At 47.9% G+C, this 26,062-nt stretch carries 26 protein-coding genes, 2 tRNA genes and 2 rRNA genes; 27 read left to right on the top strand and 3 right to left on the bottom strand.

Going from position 1 to position 26,062, the window contains the following annotated elements; all coding sequences use genetic code 11:
- The first annotated feature begins 57 nt into the window (after positions 1–57).
- A complete protein-coding gene (locus MHI38_RS11440) occupies positions 58–795 on the top strand; it encodes a pirin family protein (protein WP_090924491.1) in 738 nt (245 codons plus the stop codon).
- Between the two features lie 104 nt (positions 796–899).
- Here MHI38_RS11440 and MHI38_RS11435 read toward each other — a convergent pair whose 3' ends face one another.
- Positions 900–1,121, bottom strand: coding sequence for a DUF1128 domain-containing protein (locus tag MHI38_RS11435; protein ID WP_123065974.1), 222 nt, complete (start codon positions 1,119–1,121; stop codon positions 900–902).
- Positions 1,122–1,333: 212 nt separating this feature from the next.
- On the opposite strand from MHI38_RS11435, the gene yyaC reads away from it, so the two are divergent.
- The 5 genes from yyaC to MHI38_RS11410 all read left to right on the top strand — a co-directional run bounded on the left by yyaC (position 1,334) and on the right by MHI38_RS11410 (position 7,715).
- Complete coding sequence (gene yyaC, locus MHI38_RS11430) at positions 1,334–1,873, top strand: spore protease YyaC (RefSeq protein ID WP_308723224.1); 540 nt, start codon at positions 1,334–1,336, stop codon at positions 1,871–1,873.
- Positions 1,874–1,951: 78 nt separating this feature from the next.
- A complete protein-coding gene (locus MHI38_RS11425; RefSeq protein WP_154891717.1) occupies positions 1,952–2,743 on the top strand; it encodes an alpha/beta fold hydrolase in 792 nt (263 codons plus the stop codon).
- A gap of 204 nt (positions 2,744–2,947) precedes the next feature.
- Positions 2,948–3,673, top strand: a complete 726-nt coding sequence (locus tag MHI38_RS11420; protein WP_154891716.1) for a DUF6483 family protein — start codon at positions 2,948–2,950, stop codon at positions 3,671–3,673.
- Positions 3,674–3,795: 122 nt separating this feature from the next.
- Positions 3,796–5,037 (top strand): class I SAM-dependent methyltransferase, encoded by a 1,242-nt coding sequence (locus MHI38_RS11415; protein WP_090924494.1) that lies wholly within the window; start codon positions 3,796–3,798, stop codon positions 5,035–5,037.
- 473 nt (positions 5,038–5,510) lie between these two features.
- Entirely contained in the window at positions 5,511–7,715 is a 2,205-nt protein-coding gene (locus tag MHI38_RS11410; protein ID WP_186809828.1) for an O-antigen ligase family protein, read from the top strand.
- A 51-nt stretch (positions 7,716–7,766) separates the two neighbouring features.
- Here the strand turns inward: MHI38_RS11410 and MHI38_RS11405 are convergent, their stop codons facing one another.
- A complete protein-coding gene (locus MHI38_RS11405) occupies positions 7,767–8,141 on the bottom strand; it encodes a dehydrogenase (protein ID WP_445667209.1) in 375 nt (124 codons plus the stop codon).
- Positions 8,142–8,273: 132 nt separating this feature from the next.
- Between MHI38_RS11405 and MHI38_RS11400 the strand changes: the two genes are divergently transcribed.
- The 16 genes from MHI38_RS11400 (at position 8,274) to MHI38_RS11325 (ending at position 21,927) form a co-directional block, all read left to right on the top strand.
- Positions 8,274–8,891, top strand: coding sequence for a DedA family protein (locus MHI38_RS11400; protein ID WP_090924497.1), 618 nt, complete (start codon positions 8,274–8,276; stop codon positions 8,889–8,891).
- The gene (locus MHI38_RS11395) at positions 8,891–9,460 is read left to right on the top strand and encodes a thioredoxin family protein (RefSeq protein WP_154891714.1); all 570 of its coding nucleotides are present in this window, start codon (positions 8,891–8,893) and stop codon (positions 9,458–9,460) included. The genes MHI38_RS11400 and MHI38_RS11395 overlap by 1 nt, the downstream gene beginning before the upstream one ends.
- A 5-nt stretch (positions 9,461–9,465) precedes the next feature.
- Entirely contained in the window at positions 9,466–10,098 is a 633-nt protein-coding gene (locus tag MHI38_RS11390) for an MBL fold metallo-hydrolase (protein ID WP_145334902.1), read from the top strand.
- Between the two features lie 770 nt (positions 10,099–10,868).
- Positions 10,869–11,396 carry an RNA polymerase sigma factor SigY gene (gene sigY / locus MHI38_RS11385; protein ID WP_090924520.1) on the top strand — a complete coding sequence of 176 codons (528 nt, stop codon included), beginning with the start codon at positions 10,869–10,871 and terminating at the stop codon, positions 11,394–11,396.
- Position 11,397: 1 nt separating this feature from the next.
- A complete protein-coding gene (locus tag MHI38_RS11380; RefSeq protein ID WP_154891713.1) occupies positions 11,398–11,736 on the top strand; it encodes a YxlC family protein in 339 nt (112 codons plus the stop codon).
- A complete protein-coding gene (locus MHI38_RS11375; RefSeq protein WP_090924502.1) occupies positions 11,729–11,953 on the top strand; it encodes a hypothetical protein in 225 nt (74 codons plus the stop codon). The genes MHI38_RS11380 and MHI38_RS11375 overlap by 8 nt, the downstream gene beginning before the upstream one ends.
- A gap of 161 nt (positions 11,954–12,114) precedes the next feature.
- Positions 12,115–12,498 carry an ATPase gene (locus tag MHI38_RS11370; protein WP_090924503.1) on the top strand — a complete coding sequence of 128 codons (384 nt, stop codon included), beginning with the start codon at positions 12,115–12,117 and terminating at the stop codon, positions 12,496–12,498.
- Positions 12,499–12,671: 173 nt separating this feature from the next.
- A complete protein-coding gene (gatC, locus tag MHI38_RS11365) occupies positions 12,672–12,959 on the top strand; it encodes an Asp-tRNA(Asn)/Glu-tRNA(Gln) amidotransferase subunit GatC (RefSeq protein ID WP_090924504.1) in 288 nt (95 codons plus the stop codon).
- 27 nt (positions 12,960–12,986) lie between these two features.
- Entirely contained in the window at positions 12,987–14,444 is a 1,458-nt protein-coding gene (gene gatA / locus MHI38_RS11360; RefSeq protein ID WP_090924505.1) for an Asp-tRNA(Asn)/Glu-tRNA(Gln) amidotransferase subunit GatA, read from the top strand.
- A gap of 26 nt (positions 14,445–14,470) precedes the next feature.
- Positions 14,471–15,910, top strand: coding sequence for an Asp-tRNA(Asn)/Glu-tRNA(Gln) amidotransferase subunit GatB (gene gatB / locus MHI38_RS11355; protein ID WP_154891712.1), 1,440 nt, complete (start codon positions 14,471–14,473; stop codon positions 15,908–15,910).
- 133 nt (positions 15,911–16,043) lie between these two features.
- Positions 16,044–16,511, top strand: a complete 468-nt coding sequence (locus MHI38_RS11350; protein WP_154985138.1) for a GNAT family N-acetyltransferase — start codon at positions 16,044–16,046, stop codon at positions 16,509–16,511.
- Between the two features lie 33 nt (positions 16,512–16,544).
- Entirely contained in the window at positions 16,545–17,255 is a 711-nt protein-coding gene (locus MHI38_RS11345; RefSeq protein ID WP_090924508.1) for an MgtC/SapB family protein, read from the top strand.
- Between the two features lie 213 nt (positions 17,256–17,468).
- Complete coding sequence (locus MHI38_RS11340; protein WP_154985139.1) at positions 17,469–18,008, top strand: hypothetical protein; 540 nt, start codon at positions 17,469–17,471, stop codon at positions 18,006–18,008.
- A 31-nt stretch (positions 18,009–18,039) separates the two neighbouring features.
- Positions 18,040–19,461 carry a DUF4097 family beta strand repeat-containing protein gene (locus tag MHI38_RS11335; protein WP_341181264.1) on the top strand — a complete coding sequence of 474 codons (1,422 nt, stop codon included), beginning with the start codon at positions 18,040–18,042 and terminating at the stop codon, positions 19,459–19,461.
- A 161-nt stretch (positions 19,462–19,622) separates the two neighbouring features.
- Entirely contained in the window at positions 19,623–20,048 is a 426-nt protein-coding gene (perR, locus tag MHI38_RS11330; RefSeq protein ID WP_090924521.1) for a peroxide-responsive transcriptional repressor PerR, read from the top strand.
- Positions 20,049–20,196: 148 nt separating this feature from the next.
- Positions 20,197–21,927: a glycosyl hydrolase family 18 protein gene (locus MHI38_RS11325; protein WP_341181263.1), complete on the top strand. Its 1,731-nt coding sequence runs from the start codon at positions 20,197–20,199 to the stop codon at positions 21,925–21,927.
- 244 nt (positions 21,928–22,171) lie between these two features.
- On the opposite strand, the gene MHI38_RS11320 is transcribed toward MHI38_RS11325, so the two are convergent.
- Entirely contained in the window at positions 22,172–22,549 is a 378-nt protein-coding gene (locus tag MHI38_RS11320; protein ID WP_154891708.1) for a DUF2614 family zinc ribbon-containing protein, read from the bottom strand.
- A gap of 131 nt (positions 22,550–22,680) precedes the next feature.
- On the opposite strand from MHI38_RS11320, the gene MHI38_RS11315 reads away from it, so the two are divergent.
- The 5 genes from MHI38_RS11315 to MHI38_RS11295 all read left to right on the top strand — a co-directional run bounded on the left by MHI38_RS11315 (position 22,681) and on the right by MHI38_RS11295 (position 26,053).
- Positions 22,681–23,559: a nucleotidyltransferase-like protein gene (locus MHI38_RS11315; protein WP_253491438.1), complete on the top strand. Its 879-nt coding sequence runs from the start codon at positions 22,681–22,683 to the stop codon at positions 23,557–23,559.
- A 512-nt stretch (positions 23,560–24,071) separates the two neighbouring features.
- Positions 24,072–25,627 (top strand): 16S ribosomal RNA (locus MHI38_RS11310).
- 99 nt (positions 25,628–25,726) lie between these two features.
- Positions 25,727–25,843: ribosomal RNA gene (rrf, locus tag MHI38_RS11305) — 5S ribosomal RNA — on the top strand.
- A 35-nt stretch (positions 25,844–25,878) separates the two neighbouring features.
- Positions 25,879–25,955 (top strand) — tRNA-Ile (locus MHI38_RS11300).
- Positions 25,956–25,977: 22 nt separating this feature from the next.
- A tRNA-Ala gene (locus MHI38_RS11295) sits at positions 25,978–26,053 on the top strand.
- Positions 26,054–26,062: the final 9 nt, after the last annotated feature.

The following is a 26,062-nucleotide window of genomic DNA, read 5'->3' as shown; positions in this document are numbered from 1 at the left end:
TGAACACGCATGGATTATTGCCATACGGCAGTTCCAATCCTCTGGAGGTGGATGAATATGATTAAAGTAGTGACATCGGAAGAAAGACACACGTCGGATCGCGGTTGGATACACAGCGAATTCAGCTTTTCCTTTGCGGATTATGAGGACCCGAGCAATGCTCATTTTGGCTGTCTGTTAGCCCACAACGACAACATACTGATGCCGCAAGAAGGCTTTAAGAAACATCCACATCACGACCTTGAAATTGTCAGTTATGTGATATCAGGCACGCTTAAACATACAGACAGTATGGGCACAGAACAGTTGCTCGAAGCGGGGACAGTTCAGGTGATGAGTGCAGGCACAGGCGTAGAGCACTCCGAAACCAATCCAGCCACGGATGAACCGGTACGTTTCTTGCAAATGTGGTTTTTGCCCTCTCAGCGCATGCTGAAGCCATCTTATGCTTATCGGAAAATAGAAGAGTCCGCCCAGCTCAACCGGCTATGTCCAGTTGTGTCAGGTGCATCTGGCCAAACGGATGAATCGATAGAAGAAAACTCACTTCGCATCGCTCAGGATGTAACCTGTTATCTATCCAAGCTGGAGTCAGGAAAGAAATTAATGTTTCCGCAACATGAGGAGCGTCGTACACATTTGTTTCTCATTAACGGACATCTCGAAATGCAGTGTTCCGACGGAAACTTTAATCTCAAGCCCGGAGATGCGGCCCGTATCCGTAAGAGCTGTGATTTACAAATGACAAGTACGGGCAGCGAGCCTGCTGAATTCGTACTTGTGGATCTTCCTTAATACAACAAAAAGGACTTGTCCTGCATCAGTGTTCTGATGTAAGACAGGTCCTTTTTGTTGCTCATCTTGTGCCAGGTGTGAAGATCGCATGTGGAGAGAGAAGTTTATTTGCGGAGTTTACCGAGTTCAGAAGCAACCGCTTCTACTTCGGAGATGCTCAAATGTTCTTTGCTCATCACCATTTCGTACAAATCCTGCAAATCTTCATATTTCTCAAGCGGGAACGCTGAAGCTTGCATCGCGGCACCACTGGCCATCCGCAGCTTGGTTTTGATCGCTTCAATCATATATTCCATATTTTCTGCTGTTGCTTGTGTTAAATCCATCGTTAACTTCATCCTTTCCATCTCCGGAGATGGGTTGCTCATTTGTCCAAACGGAACTTCTGTTATTGTAGCATGAGTAGAAGGGGACAAGCCAATGATTTTGCGGGAGAATGGAGCATCGGTTACAATATGAGAATAGATCACAACGACTGGAAGTAAAGGTAGCACTAGGGTTGTCCAATATTCTCATGTGTAACAAGGAGGAATTCAGTTTGGCTTTATATAAACGGGAACTTGTCCGGCAACAGAGCCGAGGTGTACGCAAAGGCGTGCCTGGAGACAAGATGGCCCTTTTTTTCAAGGAGATCTCCGAGCTCCATAAACTGAACGAGATTACGTTTCTATGTATCGGCACAGATCGCTCGACCGGGGATGCTCTTGGACCGATGACGGGGGCTTTGCTGGAGGAGCGTGGCATACCTCATGTAATCGGTACACTGGCAACGCCTTGTGATGCAGATACTCTTGAAAAGAGACTGGCCCACATTCCTTCACACCATAAGGTTATAGCAATAGATGCATGTTTGGGCCCAAAAGATGCTACCGGGACATACTATGTATCGGCAACATCCTTGCGCCCTGCCCAATCCGTTGGGGGTCATTTGCCACCTGTTGGAGAATACAGTGTAGCTGCAGTAGTAAATGCCAACGGACCAAGACCCTATTCGATTTTGCAGATGACTTCGCTGTACTTGGTCATGGGCATGTCACAAACGATTGCAGATGCGGTGACGGAAGCCTGGAATGTATGATAAACGTTTCATTTATGAGATGAATGCTTAATAATATACAACCTGAAATATTACATTCGCGCAGAGAGAGGGATTAATATGGAAAAAGTGATGTGTGATGGAACAACGATTTGTTATGCTGAGCAGGGTAAGGGAGAAGTGCTTGTACTGCTTCACGGTTACTGCGGTAGTTCATCCTATTGGGATGAAGTAGTACCGGAGCTGGCCCGCAGCTATCGTTGTATCGTACCTGATCTGCGTGGGCACGGCAAAACGGATGCACCTGTAGGCAGTTACACCATTGAACAGATGGGCAACGATGTGTTGCAATTGCTCGATGAGCTAGACGTGGAAAAAGCAGTGATTCTAGGACATTCCATGGGCGGATATATTGCACTCTCCATTGCACAGCACCATCCGGAGCGACTCAACGCGTTCGGTTTGATCCATTCAACAGCGTATCCGGACGGCGACGAAGCGAAGGAGAAACGTTTGCGTGCAGTATCTACGATTCAGACCGAAGGCATTGTGAATTTTGTGGACGGGCTGGTACCTGGTCTGTTCGCTCCAAAGCATATTGAATCGATGTCGGCACATGTGAATCGTGTGAAGGAAATTGGTTATCAAACTGCCCCTCAAGGTGCTGTTGGCGCGGCACTCGCTATGCGTGAACGTCCAGATCGCCGTGATGTATTGTCTGCCACACCGCTTCCAGTATTACTTGTAGCAGGGGAGAAGGATGGGCTGATTCCACCGGAACGTACTTTTACGAGTGACAAGCCTCATATTGTGCAGGCCACCATTGCAGGTGCAGGACATATGAGTATGTATGAAGCGCCGGAACAATTGATTCAGGTAATTCAACAGTTTATGACGGGATTGTCTGACTAACCATAAGATCATTCAATCGAGTTTGTATATGTAGCCCCTGTGTGTCCATATGGACAAGCAGGGGCTTTGATGTGTTTGCTGACCGGCTTCGGAAGCAGGAGAGCAGGACTTTCGCTTTTTTTCACGGCATGAATTAAAATAAATCATATGACTACGCGATATTACGTATGCGATAAATGAGTGAAGATATAAGGGGGCGCACCGATGTTCAGGAAGGATTATCTGCTCCGCATGATGGAGGAAATGACAGAGGCGATTGGCAAGGCTTTTACGCTTAGACAGCAACGTAAACATACGGAGGCTTTATCTGAACTGGATGAGTTAATGCGCAGACAATTTGGCATGAATCTCAATCTGCTGAATTCTCTGCCTGCAGAGGATGTGATTGAGATGTTCCGTTTTCGCGGCGTCATTGAGGTGGACAATCTGCAGCAAGCGGCGAGACTGATTGAGGAAGAAGCATATATCTATCACGAGAAGGCCAGAGTCGAAGGCATTGATGATGAGGAGAAAATGGACGCGGAGGATGCGGCGCTTGTTCGTTTAATGCGAGCTTTACATTTTTACCTGTACGCCCAAAATCAGGGTGCTAATCGCGAGTTATTACAGGTGCCTGACCGTATAGAAGGTATTATAGAGCAAATTAAGGGATATGAGCTTCCTGCGCGAACGGAGAAGCAACTTGCGTTATATCGGGAGCAACAGGGCCGATATGATGCAGCGGAGAATGGCTGGTACAGACTGATGCATCTTGATGCGGATTATCCGGTACAGTATGAAGAGGACGCGCGAGCATTTTATCAGAGGTTGACGGAACTTACGGATGAGCAGCTTGAACAGGGCGGTTTGCCGCGGGCTGAGGTCGAGGAGGGGCTGGCACAGATTACAGCAGTGGAAACCAAACGTCAGCAGGTCGTAACAGAAGAATAACCGAATGAATCGCTGAACTTATAGAATATCTGATGACTGAACTAATGGAGCGTAGCTCTTCACTTGGAGAGGGAACGGAATTATGGTATGGTAACGGTTGACCAAACCAAACCGAAAGTGAGATGTACCCCGTGGATTCGTTGCGAAAGCTTATACAAGATATTTTTGAACAGAACTCGCTGATTACGGCGACCTGGAGTCAGCTGCGCAGACGGGACAATGTCTCGTTTACCAAAGTGCAGGTGAAGCCGGTTACGCTGAAGAATCAGCTTCATTATCAGTTTGCTTTTCATTATGCGAATAAAGTGCTGCATGAGAATTTGACCCCGGCTGAAGCGCTGGAGCGTATGACTTTGTTGTGTGAAGAGACGTTCCGTCAGGGATTGCTGTGTACGGCAGATGCGGATTATCAAATTTTGATCAGCAAAAAATATAAAGTATCGATTCTGACCAAATCCCCATCCAAAACAGCGGTGGATCTGTCCCATAATCGCAAAAAGCAATATGTACTTGAAGAGGGCGTTCCGGTTTCTTTCCTCGTTGAACTTGGGATTATGAACGAGGAAGGACGTGTGCTTGCACGTAAGTACGATAAGTTCAGGCAGATCAACCGTTTCCTTGAGATGGTGCAGGATGTTATTGCTCATCTGCCGGAAGGACGTCCGCTGACGATTGTAGATTTTGGCTGCGGCAAGTCGTATCTGACTTTTGCCCTGTATCATTATTTGTCCGTACAACAGCGACGTTCGCTTAACATCATCGGTCTGGATCTAAAGGCGGATGTTATTGAACACTGTAATGATCTGGCCAGACGTTTGCATTACGGTGATCTGAAATTCCTCGTTGGTGACATTGCGGATTATGATGAACTGAACGAAGTGGATATGGTTGTTACTCTCCATGCTTGTGATACGGCGACGGATGCGGCCTTGGAGAAAGCAGTGCGCTGGGGAGCTTCTGTCATTCTGTCGGTTCCTTGTTGTCAGCATGAACTGTATGACCAGGTAGAGTCTCCGGTGATGAACCCGCTGCTGTCTCACGGCATTTTGAAGGAGCGTTTCTCCGCACTGGCAACAGATGCGATTCGCGCCAAACTGCTGGATATTATGGGATATAAAACACAGTTGCTCGAATTCATTGATCTGGAGAATACACCGAAAAATATTCTGATTCGCGCCGTTCGCGGTCAGGCGGGTCAAGTGAAGGACATGTGGGACGAGTACACTGCATTCCGTGATTTCATTCATGCCGATCCATATCTGGAACGTGCTTGTGCGGATCTGCTACCTGTTGAAGGAAGCATAACTGGTGGGAAAGTGGACAGGGAAAACTTAGAGCGGTCTGCGAAATGTAATCTTCACTAATGTTTGGCATGCAGGTAATGGATGAGAAAGGGTTCAAAAGAGAACACAAGAAGAACCAAAGTAGGGATGTTTCGTGCACGACTGGTCTGTATACCTGAAGAAGGGGACATACTGGTACCAGGGTCGCTTTACTTGATGTGCAAGATATAGGATGCCATTGATGTCGGCATGATGCGTGAACAAGTTCATAATGGTTAAGGATGTAAACCAAGGCTGAAGGACCCGAAGAGGGATTCTTCTGCCTTTTTTTATTTTCAAATAAATGAAGGAAGGAGGAGATGGGGGTGAAGGACAGAGAGCGAACCTCTGACGGATCAGAATTCGTGGGAGTGAGTATGAATGTGAGCACAAGTAATCCTCCGAAAAACGGGTGCTATTTCAGAGATCGGCACAATACATATAACGATATAGCCAGTCCACGCCGTTTCTTGATCTCTGGGCACGGGGCATCAGCGTCCAGTTGTGAGATTGAAATGGGGAGTAAGGGTAGTGAGAAGCGTAATCGTAAATCCAGATGGTGGATTGCAGTCTTAGGTTTAAGCATGGCAGCTATATTGCTGGCAGGATGTTTGCGAAGAGGATTGTTCCATCCGGCTGACCTGTACCCCGTTATTCTGATGACTGGTGTTGTCGTGCTGTTCTCTCTTGTGGTGTATAAACGAGGCGTACTGATAAGGGGAATTGATGGCATCGCCTCCGTTCGGTCGGAATCCTCTCGGCTGGGAGTCGTAGATTTAGTGCATGTAGGGTTTCCTTTGGCAATGATGGTGTGTTATGCCCTGCATGCTTGGGCAGGCTCGGTAAGTACGCAGGGCAGTATCCATGAGATGCTGCGCTGGAGCTTGCTCGCGATGTTTGCCCTGCTCGCTGTGTTGCTGGCAGCGAGTAAGGGTGGTGTGCGCTGGCTGGCCTTTGGCTGGCAGCTGGTAGGCGGCGTGCTTGTGCTAAGCGGCATTTTAGCCGTGTGCGGTGTGCTGCCGCTGCCCTACGGGGTCATGCGGACAGATGACCCCGAGATCAGCTCCGCCGGTGCCCGGCTCGGCGGATTGCTGCAGTACCCCAATGCGTACGGTGCCGTTGTTGGCATGTACGCATTGGAGCGGCTGACGGCAGCCGCGGGGGTGCTGGCCGGGCGAGCCGTCCCGGCACGCCGGCTCTTCGCGGCGGTGCTGCCGCTCATGCCCGCGCAAGCCGCGCTCCTGCTGAGCGAGTCGCGCGGCGCCTGGCTAGCGGCCGGCTGTGCCGCGGCCGCCGCCTTCTTACAGCGGCGCGGTGCCCGCCTGCCGCTGCTGCTGGCCTTGGCCGCGCCCCTGGCTTGCGCGGCCTGGCTCTACCGCCAGCTGGCTGCTGCCCAGCTGGCGCCTGCACCCGTGCCCGGCCTGCTGGCACTGGCCGGGGCATGGGCAGCTGCGCTGCTCGGCACGCTGCTGCTGTGCCGTCTCTGGCACAGCGGCGGCCCAGCCGGGCGCGCCACTGCTCTTGCGGCCACCGTGCTGGCGTGCATCGCCGCCGCACTGATGGCCGCAGCCTCCACCGCCGAACGTTTCGCGGCGGGTGTCGGCACAGGGGCATCCCGCCTGCAGCTGTGGCGGGATGCCCTGCGGTTATGGACCGAGGCCGCATGGCTCGGCCACGGAGGGGATACATGGCGCAACATGTTTCGCGCCATCCAGTCCTCGCCGTATGTCGGCGGCGAGGTACACAGCGGGCTGCTCGACTTGGCCCTGGATACGGGCCTGCTCGGCATCGCGCTGATTGCAGGGTGGATACTCTTCACCCTGCGCAGTATCCGCCGCTTCGCACCGCGGCTACTGCCGCCCGTGCTTGTCTTCGTCCTGCATGGAATCTTGGACTTCGACTGGAGTTATGCACTCAGCTGGATGCTCTTCATCTGGCTCGCGGCATGGGCGGTTGCGCTGAGAATAGAAGCGGAGCCAGTTTCATCGCATCAACACTGTCTTACGAATCACAGTGCTCAGACCCACATTTATGCCTACGTTTGTAGCTACATCCGTACCTGGACTCGTACTTCGTTTTCTTACGTCATATCAGGCCATGTCAAACGATATGCAGTCGTAATTATGCTTACATGCTGGCTGGGAAGTACCTTCTGGATCACAGCACGTTACGCATGGGCGGATATGCAATATCGTCACGCACTGACTGAGCCAATGGGAACAACAGCGAGTATCCAGTATCTTCGATCAGTACATCGTTTGAATCCGGATCGGCCTGATGTGGCGATTTCTCTTGCACGTACGTTGCCTCAAGCGGAAGCCAAACCCATCTTATTGAACAGTTTGTCGCATTCACCTAGTAATCCTGATCTCTATGTGGAGCTCGGCCGATTAGAAGCCAAATCCGGAGAAGGGAAGCAAGCGGGGGAATATTTTATTTCAGCCATTGCCCTGAATCGTTATGATGCTATAACCCAGAGAACGACACTCTACTGGATGGAACAAGCGACGATGCGTGAGTTTTTAGAAGGAAAAGTCCTACAAGCCCAAAAGACTGCGGCGATAGGAATAGCAATATATGAACGTTACAAAGAGTTGGCATCACAGGTAAATACAGAACAGATGCGTAACGATCGTCGTTTTCAAATGCATTCTTCATCTTCGTTGACTGCAGAGAATTTGCACAGAATTGCTGCGGGGTGCTTTTGCTTATCTAAGTAGGTCTTGAACAGGCGGAAGAGGGATGTCTCTACCTGCCTGTTCGGGTTCTTTTTACAGACGGTAACCGCCAAAAGCATGTTTAAATGCTTCTTTCAGCGGTTCAACCTCAACGTCCCAGAGCGCAGCAATCTCTGCGCTGACTTCGTTATTCCACCATTCGCACAGTTTTTTACGATCATTGCGGTTTTCTCCAATCCAGAGTAGATTTGCAATAACTTTGGCGTAGTACTTTTCCTCGGCCTGTTTCATACGTTCTGGAGAGATATACAATTTCAACCGCTTGGATGTCCGGTATAATTCCTTGCTGCAGGCACGGCGAATGCCTCGGGCGGAGGGCAAATTTTGGCCGGATTGCTTATGCTTGACCGGGGGAGACCCGGGCGTAGATTTAAATGACACGTTCCCACACTCCTCTCCCCATACCATATGCGGAGCAGTGCCTGCGGGACACTGTCCCGTTCTCGCAAGTAGCCACGTTCAGGGGGCTGTGATAAAATAAGGACGAACATCCATGGTGCGGCAGGGCACCGCCATTCAGGAAAAAGAAAGAGGGTTGAGATGGACGTTATTCATAGCATTGTCAGCCAATTATTCGACTGGATTCAAAGTCTCGGATACTTTGGCATCATGCTCGGGTTAATGCTGGAAGTTATCCCAAGTGAAATTGTGCTGGCATATGGTGGTTTTCTCGTTTCTCAGCATAACATTAACTTCTTCGGTGCGATGATTTTTGGTACAGTGGGCGGAGTGCTGGCGCAGCTGTTTATTTACTGGATCGGTCGTTATGGCGGCAGACCTGTACTTGAACGCTACGGTAAATACATATTGATCCAGAAAAAACACATCGATCATTCTGAAGAGTGGTTCCGCAAGTATGGAACAGGGGTTATTTTCACTGCGCGATTTGTTCCGGTCGTAAGGCATGCGATTTCCATTCCGGCTGGCATCACAAAAATGCACACAGGCAAATTCATTCTGCTGACTACACTCGCTGTTATACCTTGGACTGCATTGTTTATATATTTAGGGATGATTCTTGGAGATCAGTGGAAGCATGTAGATGAGAAAGCGGCACCGTTTATTACGCCGATCTTGCTTGTCGCGCTTGCTCTTATGATTATTTATGTTGTTATCAAATGGATGAATGTACGTAAAAAGAGAGGAAGTGTGAAGTAATGTCCAAACCTAACTTGTCTCACAAATTCGGTAAAGGCTTGCCACCAAAGGAATTTATCGCAAGTATGACCAAAAACCAAAGTGAGTTTCAGACGAACTATGACAGCTTTGTCTGGGCAAGCGAAGAAGATCGTGAGTTTTTCGAAAGTCTGAATTATCGTGACGACCTTCGTGTGCTGATTCTGGCAGCAGATTGGTGCGGTGACGTTGTGCGTAACATTCCGGTCGTATTTCAGGCGCTGGAGATTTCAGGCATCCCGACTGAAGTTCTGATTATGGAAAATCATCCGGATGTGATGGATGAATTCCTGACGATGGGTGGTCGTTCTGTGCCGATTGTGATTGTAGCAGATACAGGCGGACATGTGCTTGGTCAATGGGGGCCGCGCCCGCAACACGTACAAGAGGTCATGGTCGAGTTCAAACGACTGAATCCTGATCGTGAAGCTGCAGACTACCAAGACAACATGGCCGAAGCGCGCAAAGAGATCTTGAAACGTTATGGGGAAGGAACGGAGTCCCATGCAGTGATCATTCGTGAGCTGCGTGAACTGATTTCGGGTTTTTAATTCATATGCTTAACATTCGTACATTTACGCTCGGGCCGTTGCAAACCAATGCCTACCTGTTACAGGGCGAGGACCCGGGTAAAGCTGTTATTGTTGACCCAGGCATGAATCCTGGCCCGCTACTCAAGGCTATTCAGGATCTGGAGATTGAAGCGATTCTTCTGACCCATGCTCATTTCGATCATATCGGCGGTGTGGAGGAGATTCGTAAGCTGAAGGGCTGTCCCGTCTACTTGCATGATCTGGAAAGTGACTGGCTGACTACGGCCAAGTTGAACGGGTCGTTGAATTGGCCGCAAGTCACACCACCGATCACGGCGAATCCGGCAGAGTTTGCCTTGGATGAAGGTCAGAAGTTGCAATTGATTGGTCACACGTTTCAGGTATACCATACGCCAGGACATTCTCCAGGGAGTGTCAGTCTCCTTTGCGAAAATGATCTGTTTGCTGGAGATGTGTTGTTCCGCATGGGCGTAGGCAGAACGGACCTCACAGGTGGACGTGAACGAGATCTGGTGGACTCCATTCAGAATAAGTTGTATCGTTTCCCGGATGAGGTTAAGGTATATCCGGGACATGGTCCCAAAACAACGATAGGATATGAGAAACAGAATAATCCTTACGTTCCTGCCAGATAATTCGACAGAATATATGAATTAAGTCTGGACAAGTGTCAGCTTTTTCATTAGAATAGCAATTAGTTATTACAAGCGTTAAGGCATCACTTAACTAAAGCGTTGAATAGAAATACCCTAACTTGCGAAGCACGCAGACTGTGGTCTATACCCGGTTTGCGTTCTTTTTTTGTTTTCAGCCTTTTTTAGCTGAATTTAGAAGAATATAAGGAATAAATATTCATAAGCGAGAGTGAGGGAGAACGATGTGGAGAAAATAAACATGTTTCAGCCGCAACAGCCAGAATACACATGTCTTGATGATCGACGACTTCAATTACATTCCGTCATGAATTCCGTTATTAAGGAAGCGGTTCATCAGAAAGCATACATACCTAATAGCAGTTTGAGTCCAATTCATAGAAATAAACATTCCCATTGGAGTGTAGGTCATCCTTGTACTGACTCAGATCATTCCATTTTAAGAAAAGCAAAGCAAGGCAGCTCTGAGCAGGGGCATTCTAAATTAGATTGTACTAAACCAGATCTCAACCTTCAGCAAAATATATGGACCAGTCGTGTGTTGCAGAACGGAGCCCGAGATCAGCGGTGGTTCGACAAACTGCAAGATTACCGAAATGGAGTCTGATTGCCCGGGGAAATGTCGTATTCATATTACTCCAAAATCGAAACGATAAAGTCCTTCCCAAAAAAACATTTCATTTAGCGTTGAACGTTTGAACGGAGTCTATCGTATTACCTCTAGATTGAACAGGAAGCGGGTGATCATCATGATGAGAACGGCTGAATTGGAGGAAGTGCGCAGAGCGGCAGAGGGCGATGACAGTGCACTTGCAGCACTACTACAGCGACATTACTCGTTTGTTTATAAATATCTTGTGAAAGTTACGATGGATCCTAATCTGGCTGAAGAGATTGTGCAGGACACCATGATTCGCTGTATGGAAAATATTCGGCGTTATGATGGTACATCAGCGTTTTCTTCATGGATGATCACCATCGGAACCCGTATCTACATTGACAGAATCAGGAGAAAAAAGAGGGAGCAGAGCTGGCTTGACCTGATTCGCCATCAGGCTATCCGTCGTTTTCGCTGGCAACTCGAAAGTCGAAACGAGGAATGGACAGATGTGATGGACGCGATGACGAGGCTAACCCCTGAGCATCGTGTTACTGTGCTGCTGAAACATTATTATGGTTATAGTTACGATGAGATCGGCGATATGTTAGGCATACCTGCCGGAACAGCAAAGTCTCGGACAGCTTATGGTCTCCGTCAATTAAGAAAGGAGCTGGAATAACATGAGCAGATCGAATGAATCACAGGAACAGGAAATCGTACAGCGATTACAACAGTCTATGAAAGCACTGGATGATGTCTGTGAACCTGCTGATATTCCATCCTTGGCAACACTCGAATCCCGTGTAAGGGAACAAAGACGTATCAAGCGCAGAGCCAATCTGGTTGAGATCATCTGTTTCTGGCTTGTCGCGTTGATGGTAATTACACTGGCGACGTTGTTGTTTGTTTCTTCTCCTGCCGTGTATTTGGGTATACAAGTTCTGGGCACAGTCATTGCAGTTATAGCAGCTGCATTATGGTTGGTCCGGCAACGGAAGGAGACGATGCATCATGAATAGATTGCATTATTCGTTAGCAGAGATTCCTCCGGTTTTGCTTGTATTCCTTGCGCTTCTGTTGTTGTTTCAAGGAACTTGGATTTTTCTGGACGCACGTAAACGAGGTCGTTTTCCTTGGTTATGGGGATTGTGGGGCATTACTAGTGTTCCAGGTCCACTGTTAATTTACTGGTTAGTTGTCATTCGTACAGACATGAAACGACACAGCAAGAAGTGAACATAACAGATGATATGGGAACGATCGGGGTTGTCATGAGGAAAACCCCAAAAGATTTTGCACAAATATGTTGTTTAAATCTAGTATTCCTAGACATCGTTATTCTTTTCTAGTAGACTATACAAATAAATATGAATGATAGACTACCAGGAGGTTAGGCGATGCTACGATTAGGAGAGAAAGTTGTCATCGTCGCGGATGCGTTTGAGCAGAATCTTCCTGTGGGGGAATATGGATACATCATCGCTTATGACCGGAATCCGGACAATGCGTTCGATTACGTGCTTCGAGTGCCGCTGGTTAATCGGAACTTTTTTGTTCCATCCGGTGACATCGATCTGGAAGAGGTTCTGCTGAAGCAGGAAGCTGAGCGGGTCGAGCGAGAAGCGTTGATAGATTACGCCCTTGCGACACATAATGAGAAGCTGTTTCATCAACTGATGAACGGGGAGCCTCAAGCTGTGGAAGAGGAAGAAGAAACCGCGATTGATGTAATGTCTCAGGCGGATTTTATAAAGCAGGTTAATCTGCGTGCATGGATTTAAGGACTAGTATTTCAGGAGTCGGCTAATGCCGGCTCCTTTTTTGCATTTGCATTGAATTGTCGAACTAACTCACCTATAATGAGAAAAGTTATCTTGGGACTTTAGCCCGTTAAACGAACGCTTCGTTTGCAGGTTTGTCTCAGGCAAAGAACGATTGAAGGAGGCATCCGGTAATGAGTATTTCGAACAATGACGTTCAGCATGTGGCCAAGCTGGCTCGGCTCAATCTAACTGCTGAAGAAGAACAGACGCTGACAGGTCAACTGAACGCGATCTTAAAATATGCAGAGAAGCTGAACGAGCTGGACACGGACAATATTGAGCCAACAACCCACGTTTTGCATGTCAGCAACGTGATGCGTGAGGATGAAACCAAGGAAAGCCTGTCCATAGAACAGGTGATGCACAACGCACCAGATGAAGAAGACGGGCAGTTTAAAGTGCCTGCTGTGATGGAATAACGGATAATTGGAAGGAGGACAAGCACTGTGAGTTTATTTGAACAATCGTTGCCTGAGTTACATAACAAGCTGCACGCCAAAGAACTATCGGTCAGTGATCTGGTGGATCAGGCGTATCAGACTATCGGCGCGCATGACGACAAAGTGAAGGCTTATTTGACACTGGACGAGGAGAACGCACGCGCACGCGCTCGTCAGCTCGATGACCGACTTGTCAGTGGTGAAGAGAAAGGTTTGCTGTTTGGCTTACCGGTTGGTATCAAAGATAATATCGTGACGAACGGACTGCGTACGACTTGCGGAAGTCAGTTCCTTCGTAATTTCGACCCGGTGTATGATGCAACCGTTGTCGAGAAGCTCAAAGCAGCGGATACCGTAACCTTGGGTAAACTGAATATGGACGAATTTGCCATGGGTGGTTCCAACGAGAACTCCAGCTTCTCACCTGTGCATAATCCATGGGCACTTGATCGTGTTCCGGGTGGTTCCTCAGGTGGTTCTGCTGCAGCGGTTGCTGCCGGAGAAGCGTACTTCACACTTGGATCAGACACGGGAGGTTCGATTCGTCAGCCTGCTTCCTATTGCGGGATTGTCGGTTTAAAGCCTACTTATGGACTGGTTTCCCGTTTTGGCTTGGTGGCCTTTGCGTCATCCCTCGACCAAATCGGTCCTTTGACCAAAAATGTAGAAGATTCTGCTTATGTATTGCAAGCCATTGCCGGTTATGATGCCAAAGATTCGACATCTGCCAAGGTGGATATCCCGGATTATTTGAGCGGACTGACAGGTGATGTCAAGGGATTGCGTATTGCCGTACCGAAGGAGTACATCGGTGAAGGCGTTGACCCGCAAGTAAAAGAGAAAGTTCTTGCCGCACTGAATGTGCTGGAAGGCCTTGGAGCGACATGGGAAGAAGTGTCTCTGCCGCATACCGAATATGCAGTAGCTACCTATTACCTGCTTGCTTCTTCTGAAGCTTCTTCCAACTTGGCTCGTTTTGACGGTGTACGTTACGGTGTACGTGCGGACAATCCGGAGAATTTGCTGGATCTGTACCACCAGTCCAGAAGTCAGGGCTTTGGTCCGGAAGTAAAACGGCGTATTATGCTCGGAACCTATGCACTTAGCTCCGGTTACTATGATGCGTATTATTTGAAAGCTCAGAAAGTACGTACATTGATCAAACAGGACTTCGATGATGTTTTTGCCAAGTATGACGTGATTATCGGACCTACTGCACCTACAACGGCATTTAAGATGGGGTCTCAGGTAGACAATCCGCTTACGATGTATCTGAACGATATTCTGACCATTCCAGTCAGCTTGGCGGGTGTTCCTGCGGTCAGCATTCCTTGCGGATTCGCAGATGGTTTACCTGTTGGTTTGCAGATTATCGGTAAAGCTTTTGATGAAACAACCGTACTGCGCGTAGCGCATGCGTATGAACAAAATACAGCATTCCACAAGCAGCGTCCGCAGCTGTAGACTGCCCGGAACGGAGGTAATTAGAAATGTCCGCATCTAAATATGAAACGGTCGTTGGACTCGAAGTCCACGTGGAGTTGCATACCAACTCCAAAATTTTCTGTGGCTGCTCTACTGCTTTTGGAGCTCCGCCTAATACACACACCTGTCCGGTCTGTCTCGGACACCCGGGCGTATTGCCTGTGCTGAACCGTCAGGCCGTTGACTATGCGATGAAAGCCGCAATGGCTCTCAACTGCACAATCGCCGATGTCAGCAAGTTTGACCGTAAAAACTACTTCTACCCGGATTCACCTAAAGCGTATCAGATTTCACAATTTGATCAGCCGATTGGTGAGAATGGCTGGATTGATATCGAAGTCAACGGAGAAACGAAACGGATCGGTATCACGCGTCTGCATCTGGAAGAGGATGCAGGAAAGCTCACACACGTAGATGGTGGTTATGCCTCACTTGTGGACTTTAACCGTGTCGGAACTCCTCTGGTCGAGATTGTATCCGAACCCGAGATTTCTTCTCCCGAAGAAGCGCGTGCGTATTTGGAAAAACTTCGTGCGATCATGCAGTACTGTGATGTTTCTGATGTGAAGATGGAAGAGGGGTCACTTCGTTGTGATGCCAACATCAGCTTGCGTCCACATGGTCAGGAGAAACTGGGCACTCGGGCGGAGCTAAAAAATATGAACTCCTTCCGTGGTGTACAGCGCGGTCTGGAATATGAACAGTATCGTCAAGCCGAGATTCTCGATGACGGCGGAGAAGTTGTTCAAGAGACACGCCGCTGGGATGAAGCTCAGGGCAAAACCTTGTCGATGCGTGGCAAAGAGCAAGCGCATGACTATCGTTACTTCCCAGACCCGGATCTGGTAAAACTGCATATTGATGCCGAATGGAAGGAACGCATCAGAGCTTCCATTCCTGAACTGCCGGATCAGCGTAAAGCCCGGTACACTGCGGATTACAGTCTGCCTAGTTATGATGCCGAGGTTATCACCTCTTCCAAAGCGATTGCAGACCTGTTTGAAGACAGTCTGAAATATACCCAGGATGCCAAATCCGTTTCCAACTGGATTATGGGTGACCTGCTTGGTTATCTTAACACCAATAACCTTGAGGTAACGCAAGTTCCGCTAACGGGGCAAGGACTCGGTGAGATGATCGGATTGCTGGAGAAAGGCACCATCAACAGCAAAATTGCTAAAACGGTATTTAAGGAAATGCTGGAGAGTGGCAAGCTTCCACAACAGATCGTTGAAGAAAAAGGACTCGTGCAAATCAGTGACGAAGGCGCGATCCTCGCCATTGTTGAGCAGGTCGTTGCAAACAATCCGCAATCTGTCGAGGATTACAAGGCTGGCAAACAAAAGGCCATCGGTTTCCTCGTAGGTCAGGTTATGAAAGAAAGTAAAGGCAAGGCGAATCCGGCCCTTGCTAATCAACTGCTCGCAGATGTATTGAACCGCTAATCCTTCCAGTGAGGTCGGACAGAAAGAGGCTCGTCCCTGTGACAGCCTCTTTTTTGGTATTAAGAATTCTGACGCACCGTGTTATTTAGGTTTTAACGGCTAATGAAGTCTGATACGGAGGAGTTGCTTAACCATGAGAATTCAAACATTGTCACTACGTGATGAAGATATGTTGGCCCAATTGTGGAGGTTGCAACATATGGCTTACCGATTGGAAGCAAAGATTATCGGATTTCAAGACATTCCACCTTTGCTTGATACGGTGGAAACATTACAGAACTGCGGGGAAACATTTTACGGATGTGTTGATAAGCAGGATGGAGAGTTGCTTGGCGCAGTGGCTGTGATGGAGGAAGAACGGGACACACTAACCATCACACGTATGATGGTACATCCCAGCCACTTTCGCAAAGGGATTGCCGCTTCATTAATGAAGCATGTCTTCGAACAACATCCCGATCTGCCACGTTATATCGTATGCACAGGAACGCTGAATACAGCAGCGGTGAATCTATATATGAAGTTTGGATTTAAACCTGTCGATGCTGCAGAGATCGCACCTGGAGTGGAATTAACGACATTTCATAAGAATAAGCTTTAAGCATGTGAACAACTTAGAGGAGGAACTAGAACGTTGAGCAATCCTTGGTTTATTGATGAATGGCATATTTTGCTTCGTTTATTGCTGGCAATGCTGCTTGGTGGACTCGTCGGTCTGGAACGTGAACGTTCCAATCATGCTGCTGGACTACGAACTCATATTTTGGTTTGTCTTGGATCGGCGCTGATTATGATGCTGTCTATTTATGGTTTTAAAGATTTTGCACATGAATTAAACGTGCGGATTGATCCTGCGCGTCTGGCTACAGCAGTAATCACCGGTGTCGGTTTCTTAGGAGCAGGTACGATTCTTTTCACAGGTAAGTCCATAACGGGACTCACAACCGCAGCGTCGATATGGGTGGTTGCCGCGATAGGTCTTGCCTCAGGGGCTGGCTTCTTTTTTGCCTCCATCGTTTCCACCGTGCTGGTACTCTTAAATCTTTGGGTTTTTAACAAATTAGAGCTGAGGTATTTGCGCGGCAATAAGCTGCATGTCATTACCCTTCATACCTTGTCCGAACCAGGGACATTAGAGAAGGTCTCGTCTTTTATGGAACAGGAAAAGATCAGAGTTCGTAAGATTACCGTGAATGAACCAGATTTGGCTTTTGCAGAAGTTGTATCCGTTGAGCGGAAAATAGAAATTGTACTGCATGTGCAAGTGCCGCATGACTTTAAGACAATACAGATTGTCTCCAAGTTAAGACAGTGGGAACACATGACCAAAGTGTCGATTGAATAAAGGAATTCTTAACCCTCTGAGCGCTGGCATCGCAGAGGGTTTTTCTTAATATCCATTTTTATTCCAGTTACTCTTCAGGCGCTTTAGGGTACTATCTAACCAAATGCATGATGAGAGGTAACGGTCATTTTTTGGAGAAAGGAGCATGTTATGAAGAAGGGGAAGGGTCATATAGATCGCGCAAGAAGAGGAAAGACTAGGAAACCCAAGAAGGTGCGGAATAAAACACATAAGTTTATTGCGGGGCTTTTAAGTGCGATTGTTCCGGGCTTGGGACATATTTATTTACGTCTGTACATGCGCGGATTGACTTTTATTTTGCTTGTTTTGCTTGATTTGTCCGCTCTGTTATACTTCTCGTCCATCGGCATACAGATCAATGTACCTCTACTGATCTTGCTGGCTCTTTGTATTCCGGTGATTTATTTCTACAACGTATATGACGTATTGCAATCAGCTGATTGGGTTATGCTGCGCAGGCGACGGGCTGTAACGCAAGGCAATATGGACAAGCGGCTAGTTGGCGAACGATCTGAGCGGGATCGAATGATGGTGTGGGAACGTGGCATTTCGTTTGGCCTTCTGTTAATTGTGGGAGGTTCACTGATGGTGCTATTCTTCCGTAAACCACGCTGGTTTCAAGATCTGATTGCTATGTATGGCGGATATTCTTTTGCTATTCTGTTGATCGTAGGCGGCTTATTGCTATTCGGCCGGGAATTTTGGGTTATGTTGCGTAAGAAGAAATTATAGGGTACGGATGTGGACGGAAGGAGGGAAAAGAATGAACCGCAAAATCAGGGTAGGACGTTTTACGGCTGCTGCTCTAATAGCTACTGTTGGTGTACTGCTCATAATGGATAAACAGTGGGGCACAGACTACCTCTACGAATTCGTGGATTGGTGGCCATTTTTGCTTGTGGCTCTGGGTGTGGAATGGATTGTATTGTTCCTGTGCACACGCATGAGAAGTAAACGAGATTTAGATCGTTTGTCCACGCCCGATGAGCGCCCAAAAGCACGTTTTAGACCGGATGCCAAAGGCATTCTGGCCTCTTTGATTCTAACCGCTTCTGTATTTATTGTGACAGAACAAGATCACTACATGCATCTGTGGAACCGCGTCAGTCTTAATCTGGGAGCTGCCTCAATGGACTACAGTCAGGCTGCAGGTTATAAGGAAGATAAGGTCACGATCGGAGTTCCTGTCCGTATGGATACTTCGGATATCGTGGTCGAAGGTGTGAACGGAGATATAACAATCCAGCGGGGAGATACGGATGAGATTAAAGTGAATACCGTTGTCTGGGTCGACCAAGCATCTGAAGTCCAGGCCAAGGCAGTAGCCGCGGCTTCTTTTGTAGAAGCGGAAGGGGATAAGGTCATTCATATTAAAGCGACAGGTAAGGCGTATGGTGAAAATGAAAAAACGCAACCACGCATGAATATGACGATCACCATTCCAGACGACCGCCGTTTCAATCTGGATATCCGCACATCGAATGGTGCCATTTTGTTAAACCGTCCTGAAGCCATCAAGACCATTCTTGCCGAGACAGGCAATGGACGAATTCGGATTACGAATGCGGTTGGCGATATCTCGGGGAAAACGCTCAACGGGGACGTAATCGTAGCGAACGCTATAGGCAACGTGGACATGGATAGCAACCGTGGCGATATGAAAGCACGCGGTGTTTCGGGAGATGTAGATTTAACCACGCAAGTGGGAAATGTCAGCATTACAGACTCTTTTGGCGAGTTTTCAGCTGAAACCCGGAATGGCAATATTACACTGGATGGTGCTAATCTGGGCGTGAAAGCTCAGTCCCTGAATGGTAGTATTAACATTGTTTCCGCTAAAGTCGGTGGAGATTGGGATGTATATAGTGCAGTGGGAGCCATTAACGTTGTGATCCCTGAACGTGGTGATTATAGTCTGTCGGGCTCCAGCAGTTACGGTGATTTGAAGACGGATATGCCGTTCAACGTCAAAAACAAAACGATCGAAGGACAACTGGGTGAGGGAGAATACAGAATCAAAATTGAAGGTAATAGTGATCTGACGGTAGAACGTAATCCGGCAGTTTCTACACCGGAATCCATATTGCAAGAGTCTGTGGAAACAAATGGGGAAGGACAGCAGACGACAGGTGAAGGTCAGAATTCCCAAGAGGATACGACCGAAGTTCCTGCATCGCCGCGTTGACAATAAACTTGCAATCGCCGTACAATAAATGTACACTGGCAAGGTTACATGACGTGAAATAGCGTTTGTCGTTGTGTACAGCCGGGAAATTATACTCTGTATGACGATGAAGATTCAGTTATTTTTTCAAACAGAGAATGAAAGGTAAGGCGGTGGGCTTTATGGCAACACGTGTCCAACATGCGTTGGAGCAGCTCAAAACGACCGGTGTCCGTATTACACCCCAGCGTCATGCCATATTAAATTATCTGATGGAATCGATGGGGCATCCGACAGCCGATGAGATTTATAAGGCACTTGAACCCCAATTCCCTAGTATGAGCGTGGCGACCGTATATAACAATTTGAAAATGTTTCTGGAAGCCGGTATGGTTCGAGAACTGACTTACGGAGATAATTCAAGCCGTTTTGATGCCAATGTAACGGATCATTATCATGTGATATGCGACCAGTGTGGCAAGATTGAAGACTTCAGTTATCCATCGTTAAAGAGTGTGGAGCTTCAGGCTGAGTCAAGCACCGGATTTGAGGTACATGGTCACCGATTGGAAGTATATGGTGTGTGCAAAAGTTGCAGGCATCAATAGAGATGATTTACAATATTAACGTGTGGAATTCAGTATGGATTCTTCACGTTTTTTATTTATACAGAGTTCTGAGAAAAACATCCATGTGAATATATCCATGATTTTTGGGATGTTTACCATCATTTATGGAATTAACGGAGGTAGTCGTTTGGGTAGAAAAAGCAAATATACACGTCGTAAACGACGTTCATTTTGGCCAGGGTTACTTGGTGCATGTTTGGTGGCAGGTGGTGCCTATTGGCTTATTACCAGCGTATGGTTGAATAAGGTCTATGAGGACCCGGATTGGCTCGGGAGAAATCAGCCTATTTTTGTAGATGGACAGCTTATGGATGAGGAAGCTTCCGGCACAGGTGGTCAGCTTAAACTGCCCGTGAAGGTGTTGCAAGAAACGGTAGATCCGGGAATACGATACGAACCTGACTCGGGGGATATCATTATCGCTTCTCCGCAGAGAGTGTTGCATATGAAAGAGGGCAGTACCCAGGCTGAACTGAATCATCAAAATTATCTGCTGAAAGTAAAGCCGGAGGTAAAGTCTAATGAGGCGTATATTCCCCTTCAACCGTTGAAGGAGGTGTACGGGCTGACCGTTCAGGAAGATCCGACAACAGGAGCCGTTATTTTGATGCGCGGTGGAGATACGATCCAATATGCAACGATTGATACGTTGTCATCCAAAGAAGATCAGACCGTTCCTCTGTATAAGAGCGGAGAAGAGTCGTCCCCCATTCTCACGGATATGAAGCAGAATGTAAGAGTGCGGGTGTGGCAGACGGGAACAGATCAGAGCTTTGTGCAGATGGATAACGGTTATGCCGGTTATGTAGATAATGATCATCTTGTTCTAGGTGAGAAAAAGACGCTGGACACGCCGAAGTTTACACCCACTGCGGCGGAGAAAAAGTGGAAAAACAAACCGGTGAATCTGGTATGGGAGGCTGTCTACAATCGTCAACCTGACGTGGGCTCCATTGGCAAGATGCCTGGGGTAAACGTAGTGAGCCCGACATGGTTCCATATTACGGATGGCAATGGCTCAGTGAAAAGCAAAGGAGATCAAGCCTATGTGAACTGGGCCAAGCGTTCAGGGATGGAAGTATGGGGATTGATGGATAACAGTTTCGATCCGGACATCACGAAGGAGGCACTGTCTACCTACGCCAAACGTACACACATCATTGAACAAATGCTGGACTATGCTAAAACGTTCCGGCTGGATGGTATTAATATCGACTTTGAAAATGTATATACCAAAGATGGAGCGAATGTTACCCAATTTGTACGTGAAATGAAGGCGATGGCTCGTATTCACGGCCTGATGTTATCGGTGGATGTTACGCCAAAATCAAATAGTGAAATGTGGTCTGCGTTTTTGGATCGTCGTGGATTAGGAGCTTTTGCCGATTATATTGTCGTGATGGCGTATGACGAGCACTGGGCAGCCAGTCCGAAAGCAGGTTCCGTCGCCTCACTGCCATGGACCGAATCCTCGATGCGCCGCATACTGGAAGAAGATGAAGTGCCTTCGGACAAGCTGATTATGGCCGTTCCTCTATATACTCGGATTTGGACAGAAAAAGCGAATGAGCAGGGAGAGATCAAAGTTTCCTCCAAAGCGGTAGGTATGAATTCCGTGCAGGAGTTAATTAAAGAGAAGAAACTCAAGCCTGTTCTGGATCAAGCAAGCGGACAAAACTATGTAGAGTATAAGGAAGATGGCGCTGTCAAAAAAATCTGGATCGAAGATGCAGTATCCTTGCAAGCAAGGGTAGATCTTATTTCTTCGTTGAAACTGGGCGGAGTAGCTGCATGGAATAGAAGCTTTGCTAATGCAACAGCATGGGAAACACTCAAAGAGGCTGGTTATTCCAAATGAATTATAAATCGAACTCATCATTTTCATGTGCCATATCAAAAAAGACCCGGTAAAGATACCGGGTCTTTTTGTTGGGACGACTACCGTTTCAGAACGTGTGAACAACAGGTACAGCTGCAACTATGCGCTACAAACCGCGCTGGTACCGTGTATCCACCTTGTAGGTTGAGTACAGTGTTTAAGAGTGCCCGGTTTGAAGGTTTATGGACAAAATGTATTAATGGGATTTCCCGGCGCTTGTGAGTTACTTGGAAGGCGCGGCTGGTGGAGTGGTTGGTTCCACAGGCGGACTCATTGTAGTGGCTTTGTTCGGGTCCATCGTCAGAATCGTATGACAGAACATGCAACGATCTGTTTTACCCAGCATCTTCGTTAACTTGCCGCATTCTGGACAATCGACCTGCACAGCACTGGTTGAGAGCATGCCTGCCCAGAAATAAATGATCAAACTGCCCAGCATGGCAACAAGCCCGATCACAAGGCCGACCGCTGCGATGACCTTTCCGGCATGTCCCCAGAACACAATTCCGGCTGTGCCGAGTATCATTAGGCCCATTCCTAGCATGGTTAACAGCAATCCCCAAGTGCGAAAAGCATTAATTTTTGCTGATTTAAAAATCATAAAAAATGCTCCTATCGTATGAGTAGTATCGGACCTGAAAAAGAAGGAAACATTGTATATCATGTCGAATTACATTATAACTGACTTGGCGCTAAACTGCCATGAATTGTATAAATTGTATGGAGGGAATCGTGGAATTAAAGAACCTTGCTTTTTTGTCCGAGCAGTCGGAAGAGACAGGGGCAGTTGGGGCTATCGCTTATTCCCACCCGGGAGAGCGATTCCACGGCTCCCTGATCCAGGATTTTGACTTGATGGTACTGATCGTGCATAACACAGATCAATCGATGTCAACGGTCGAACATTACAGATACGGAGATCTTCGTTATCAGTTGATCTATGTAAGCCAGTCTGATTTACAGATTACTGCGGTTACGGGAGAACATGATAATCTCATGCAATGCCTGATTGAAGGGGAGATTATCTGGGAAACGGGCAACCAGATTAGCGATTTGAGAGAAGAGTTATCTTCGTTCGGGAACGAGTTGCGTGAGCAAAAACTGTTTCACGAGTTTACCAGTTTTCTGAGGATGTACGTTGAGGCGAAGCGTCATATCCAGCAGGGGCATGTTGTGGATGCCTATTACAATGCATTGGAGGCACTGGGCAGCTGGGCACGGATCGTGCTTATTGAACAGGGCATCTACCCTGATCATGCCGTCTGGACTCATGTGCAGCAATTAGATCGTGCATTATGGAAGCTGTATCAGGAACTGACGGTAAGTTCTGAGACTTTGGAACAGCGCGTGGAGCTTGTATTGCTCGCTTGTGAGTTTTCTGTCATGTCGAAAATGGGAGAATGCTCTGAACTACTGCTCCGTGTGATTAGAAGCCGAAAAGAGCCATGGAGTATTAATGAACTGGTTCATCATCCTCAATTAAGATTTGTTCGCAAGGACCTGCCGTTGGTACTTCGAAAACTTGTGTTTCGTTCTATAGTTAAAGAATCAGCTGGATGGCCCTCACTAGAAGGGGAAGGCCGGGAAATTCGCTATTGGATCGAGAGTTGATTAATTCTATCAATGAGATAATGTGAATGGTTTATAAAGGAGGGGGAACCTTCCTTTTTTGTTTGTTTAATAATTTATATGTTTAGGTGTTGACTCTGATCTGGAGATTATGGTACATTATATTTCGTTCCCCAAATGAGTAAATCATCATAAAATGACAAATTCAGATGAGGAAAAGTGAAGAACATTGAAGTTTCTAAAAAAGAAATTCAAAAAAAAGTTCTTGACGAAAACAAACGAAATGTGTTACATTATTCAAGTCGCCGCCGAAAGTTGGTGAAGACGATAAAATAAGTAAAACAATCGTGTTTGATCTTTGAAAACTGAACAACGAGTGAGTAAACATTCTGCTTGCAGAATGACGTGAAGGTTTTTGGTACATGCCATCTGGCTGTATGAAAACTGGAACATAAATGAGATGTTTAATCTCGTCAGATTCAAAATGAGCTTATCGCTCTTTTCAATACCCCGATGAGTTTCACCGCGTTTAACGACGCTGACGAAATTCATCTTTATTGGAGAGTTTGATCCTGGCTCAGGACGAACGCTGGCGGCATGCCTAATACATGCAAGTCGAGCGGACTTGAAGAGAAGCTTGCTTCTCGGATGGTTAGCGGCGGACGGGTGAGTAACACGTAGGCAACCTGCCCTCAAGCTTGGGACAACTACCGGAAACGGTAGCTAATACCGAATACTTGTTTTCTTCGCCTGAAGAGAACTGGAAAGACGGAGCAATCTGTCACTTGGGGATGGGCCTGCGGCGCATTAGCTAGTTGGTGAGGTAACGGCTCACCAAGGCGACGATGCGTAGCCGACCTGAGAGGGTGATCGGCCACACTGGGACTGAGACACGGCCCAGACTCCTACGGGAGGCAGCAGTAGGGAATCTTCCGCAATGGGCGAAAGCCTGACGGAGCAATGCCGCGTGAGTGATGAAGGTTTTCGGATCGTAAAGCTCTGTTGCCAGGGAAGAACGCTTGGGAGAGTAACTGCTCTCAAGGTGACGGTACCTGAGAAGAAAGCCCCGGCTAACTACGTGCCAGCAGCCGCGGTAATACGTAGGGGGCAAGCGTTGTCCGGAATTATTGGGCGTAAAGCGCGCGCAGGCGGTCATGTAAGTCTGGTGTTTAATCCCGGGGCTCAACCCCGGATCGCACTGGAAACTGTGTGACTTGAGTGCAGAAGAGGAGAGTGGAATTCCACGTGTAGCGGTGAAATGCGTAGAGATGTGGAGGAACACCAGTGGCGAAGGCGACTCTCTGGGCTGTAACTGACGCTGAGGCGCGAAAGCGTGGGGAGCAAACAGGATTAGATACCCTGGTAGTCCACGCCGTAAACGATGAGTGCTAGGTGTTAGGGGTTTCGATACCCTTGGTGCCGAAGTTAACACATTAAGCACTCCGCCTGGGGAGTACGGTCGCAAGACTGAAACTCAAAGGAATTGACGGGGACCCGCACAAGCAGTGGAGTATGTGGTTTAATTCGAAGCAACGCGAAGAACCTTACCAGGTCTTGACATCCAACTAACGAGGCAGAGATGCGTTAGGTGCCCTTCGGGGAAAGTTGAGACAGGTGGTGCATGGTTGTCGTCAGCTCGTGTCGTGAGATGTTGGGTTAAGTCCCGCAACGAGCGCAACCCTTATATTTAGTTGCCAGCACTTCGGGTGGGCACTCTAGATAGACTGCCGGTGACAAACCGGAGGAAGGTGGGGATGACGTCAAATCATCATGCCCCTTATGACCTGGGCTACACACGTACTACAATGGCCGGTACAACGGGCTGCGAAATCGCGAGATGGAGCCAATCCCAACAAAGCCGGTCTCAGTTCGGATTGCAGGCTGCAACTCGCCTGCATGAAGTCGGAATTGCTAGTAATCGCGGATCAGCATGCCGCGGTGAATACGTTCCCGGGTCTTGTACACACCGCCCGTCACACCACGAGAGTTTATAACACCCGAAGTCGGTGGGGTAACCGCAAGGAGCCAGCCGCCGAAGGTGGGATAGATGATTGGGGTGAAGTCGTAACAAGGTAGCCGTATCGGAAGGTGCGGCTGGATCACCTCCTTTCTATGGAGAATCGTTTCCCGCGTGGAAACATTCAAATATGCAGCTCAGCTGCAAACCACTCACTCGTTGCTCAGTTTTGAGAGCTCAAACTCTCAAACGTTTGGTGGCGATAGCGAAGGGGTTCCACACGTTCCCATCCCGAACACGACCGTTAAGCCCTTCAGCGTCGATGGTACTTGGACCGCAGGGTCCTGGGAGAGTAGAACGCCGCCAAGCGTAACCCATTATGGGTTCAAAACTTATATAAATGTGGGCCCTTAGCTCAGTTGGTTAGAGCGCACCTCTGATAAGGGTGAGGCCGGTGGTTCGAGTCCACCAGGGCCCACCATTTTAACATCTAAATAATGTATGGGGCCATAGCTCAGCTGGGAGAGCGCCTGCCTTGCAAGCAGGAGGTCAGCGGTTCGATCCCGCTTGGCTCCACCAACAAGATTT

It is taken from the genome of Paenibacillus sp. FSL K6-1558, from assembly GCF_038002565.1.
Classification (GTDB): Bacteria; Bacillota; Bacilli; order Paenibacillales; family Paenibacillaceae; genus Paenibacillus; species Paenibacillus polysaccharolyticus.
The sequence above is the reverse complement of the archived record's forward strand: the minus strand, read 5'-3'. Positions and strand labels throughout refer to the sequence as shown.

Excerpts from the sequence above, each read along its gene's own strand:
- MHI38_RS11440 (WP_090924491.1), top strand. The coding sequence starts at position 58 with ATGATTAAAGTAGTGACATCGGAAGAAAGACACACGTCGGATCGCGGT.
- MHI38_RS11435 (WP_123065974.1), bottom strand. The coding sequence starts at position 1,121 with ATGGATTTAACACAAGCAACAGCAGAAAATATGGAATATATGATTGAA.
- MHI38_RS11425 (WP_154891717.1), top strand. The coding sequence starts at position 1,952 with ATGGAAAAAGTGATGTGTGATGGAACAACGATTTGTTATGCTGAGCAG.
- MHI38_RS11420 (WP_154891716.1), top strand. The coding sequence starts at position 2,948 with ATGTTCAGGAAGGATTATCTGCTCCGCATGATGGAGGAAATGACAGAG.
- MHI38_RS11415 (WP_090924494.1), top strand. The coding sequence starts at position 3,796 with ATGTACCCCGTGGATTCGTTGCGAAAGCTTATACAAGATATTTTTGAA.
- MHI38_RS11410 (WP_186809828.1), top strand. The coding sequence starts at position 5,511 with ATGGGGAGTAAGGGTAGTGAGAAGCGTAATCGTAAATCCAGATGGTGG.
- MHI38_RS11405 (WP_445667209.1), bottom strand. The coding sequence starts at position 8,141 with ATGGTATGGGGAGAGGAGTGTGGGAACGTGTCATTTAAATCTACGCCC.
- MHI38_RS11400 (WP_090924497.1), top strand. The coding sequence starts at position 8,274 with ATGGACGTTATTCATAGCATTGTCAGCCAATTATTCGACTGGATTCAA.
- MHI38_RS11395 (WP_154891714.1), top strand. The coding sequence starts at position 8,891 with ATGTCCAAACCTAACTTGTCTCACAAATTCGGTAAAGGCTTGCCACCA.
- MHI38_RS11390 (WP_145334902.1), top strand. The coding sequence starts at position 9,466 with ATGCTTAACATTCGTACATTTACGCTCGGGCCGTTGCAAACCAATGCC.
- sigY (WP_090924520.1), top strand. The coding sequence starts at position 10,869 with ATGAGAACGGCTGAATTGGAGGAAGTGCGCAGAGCGGCAGAGGGCGAT.
- MHI38_RS11380 (WP_154891713.1), top strand. The coding sequence starts at position 11,398 with ATGAGCAGATCGAATGAATCACAGGAACAGGAAATCGTACAGCGATTA.
- MHI38_RS11375 (WP_090924502.1), top strand. The coding sequence starts at position 11,729 with ATGAATAGATTGCATTATTCGTTAGCAGAGATTCCTCCGGTTTTGCTT.
- MHI38_RS11370 (WP_090924503.1), top strand. The coding sequence starts at position 12,115 with ATGCTACGATTAGGAGAGAAAGTTGTCATCGTCGCGGATGCGTTTGAG.
- gatC (WP_090924504.1), top strand. The coding sequence starts at position 12,672 with ATGAGTATTTCGAACAATGACGTTCAGCATGTGGCCAAGCTGGCTCGG.
- gatB (WP_154891712.1), top strand. The coding sequence starts at position 14,471 with ATGTCCGCATCTAAATATGAAACGGTCGTTGGACTCGAAGTCCACGTG.
- MHI38_RS11350 (WP_154985138.1), top strand. The coding sequence starts at position 16,044 with ATGAGAATTCAAACATTGTCACTACGTGATGAAGATATGTTGGCCCAA.
- MHI38_RS11335 (WP_341181264.1), top strand. The coding sequence starts at position 18,040 with ATGAACCGCAAAATCAGGGTAGGACGTTTTACGGCTGCTGCTCTAATA.
- perR (WP_090924521.1), top strand. The coding sequence starts at position 19,623 with ATGGCAACACGTGTCCAACATGCGTTGGAGCAGCTCAAAACGACCGGT.
- MHI38_RS11320 (WP_154891708.1), bottom strand. The coding sequence starts at position 22,549 with ATGATTTTTAAATCAGCAAAAATTAATGCTTTTCGCACTTGGGGATTG.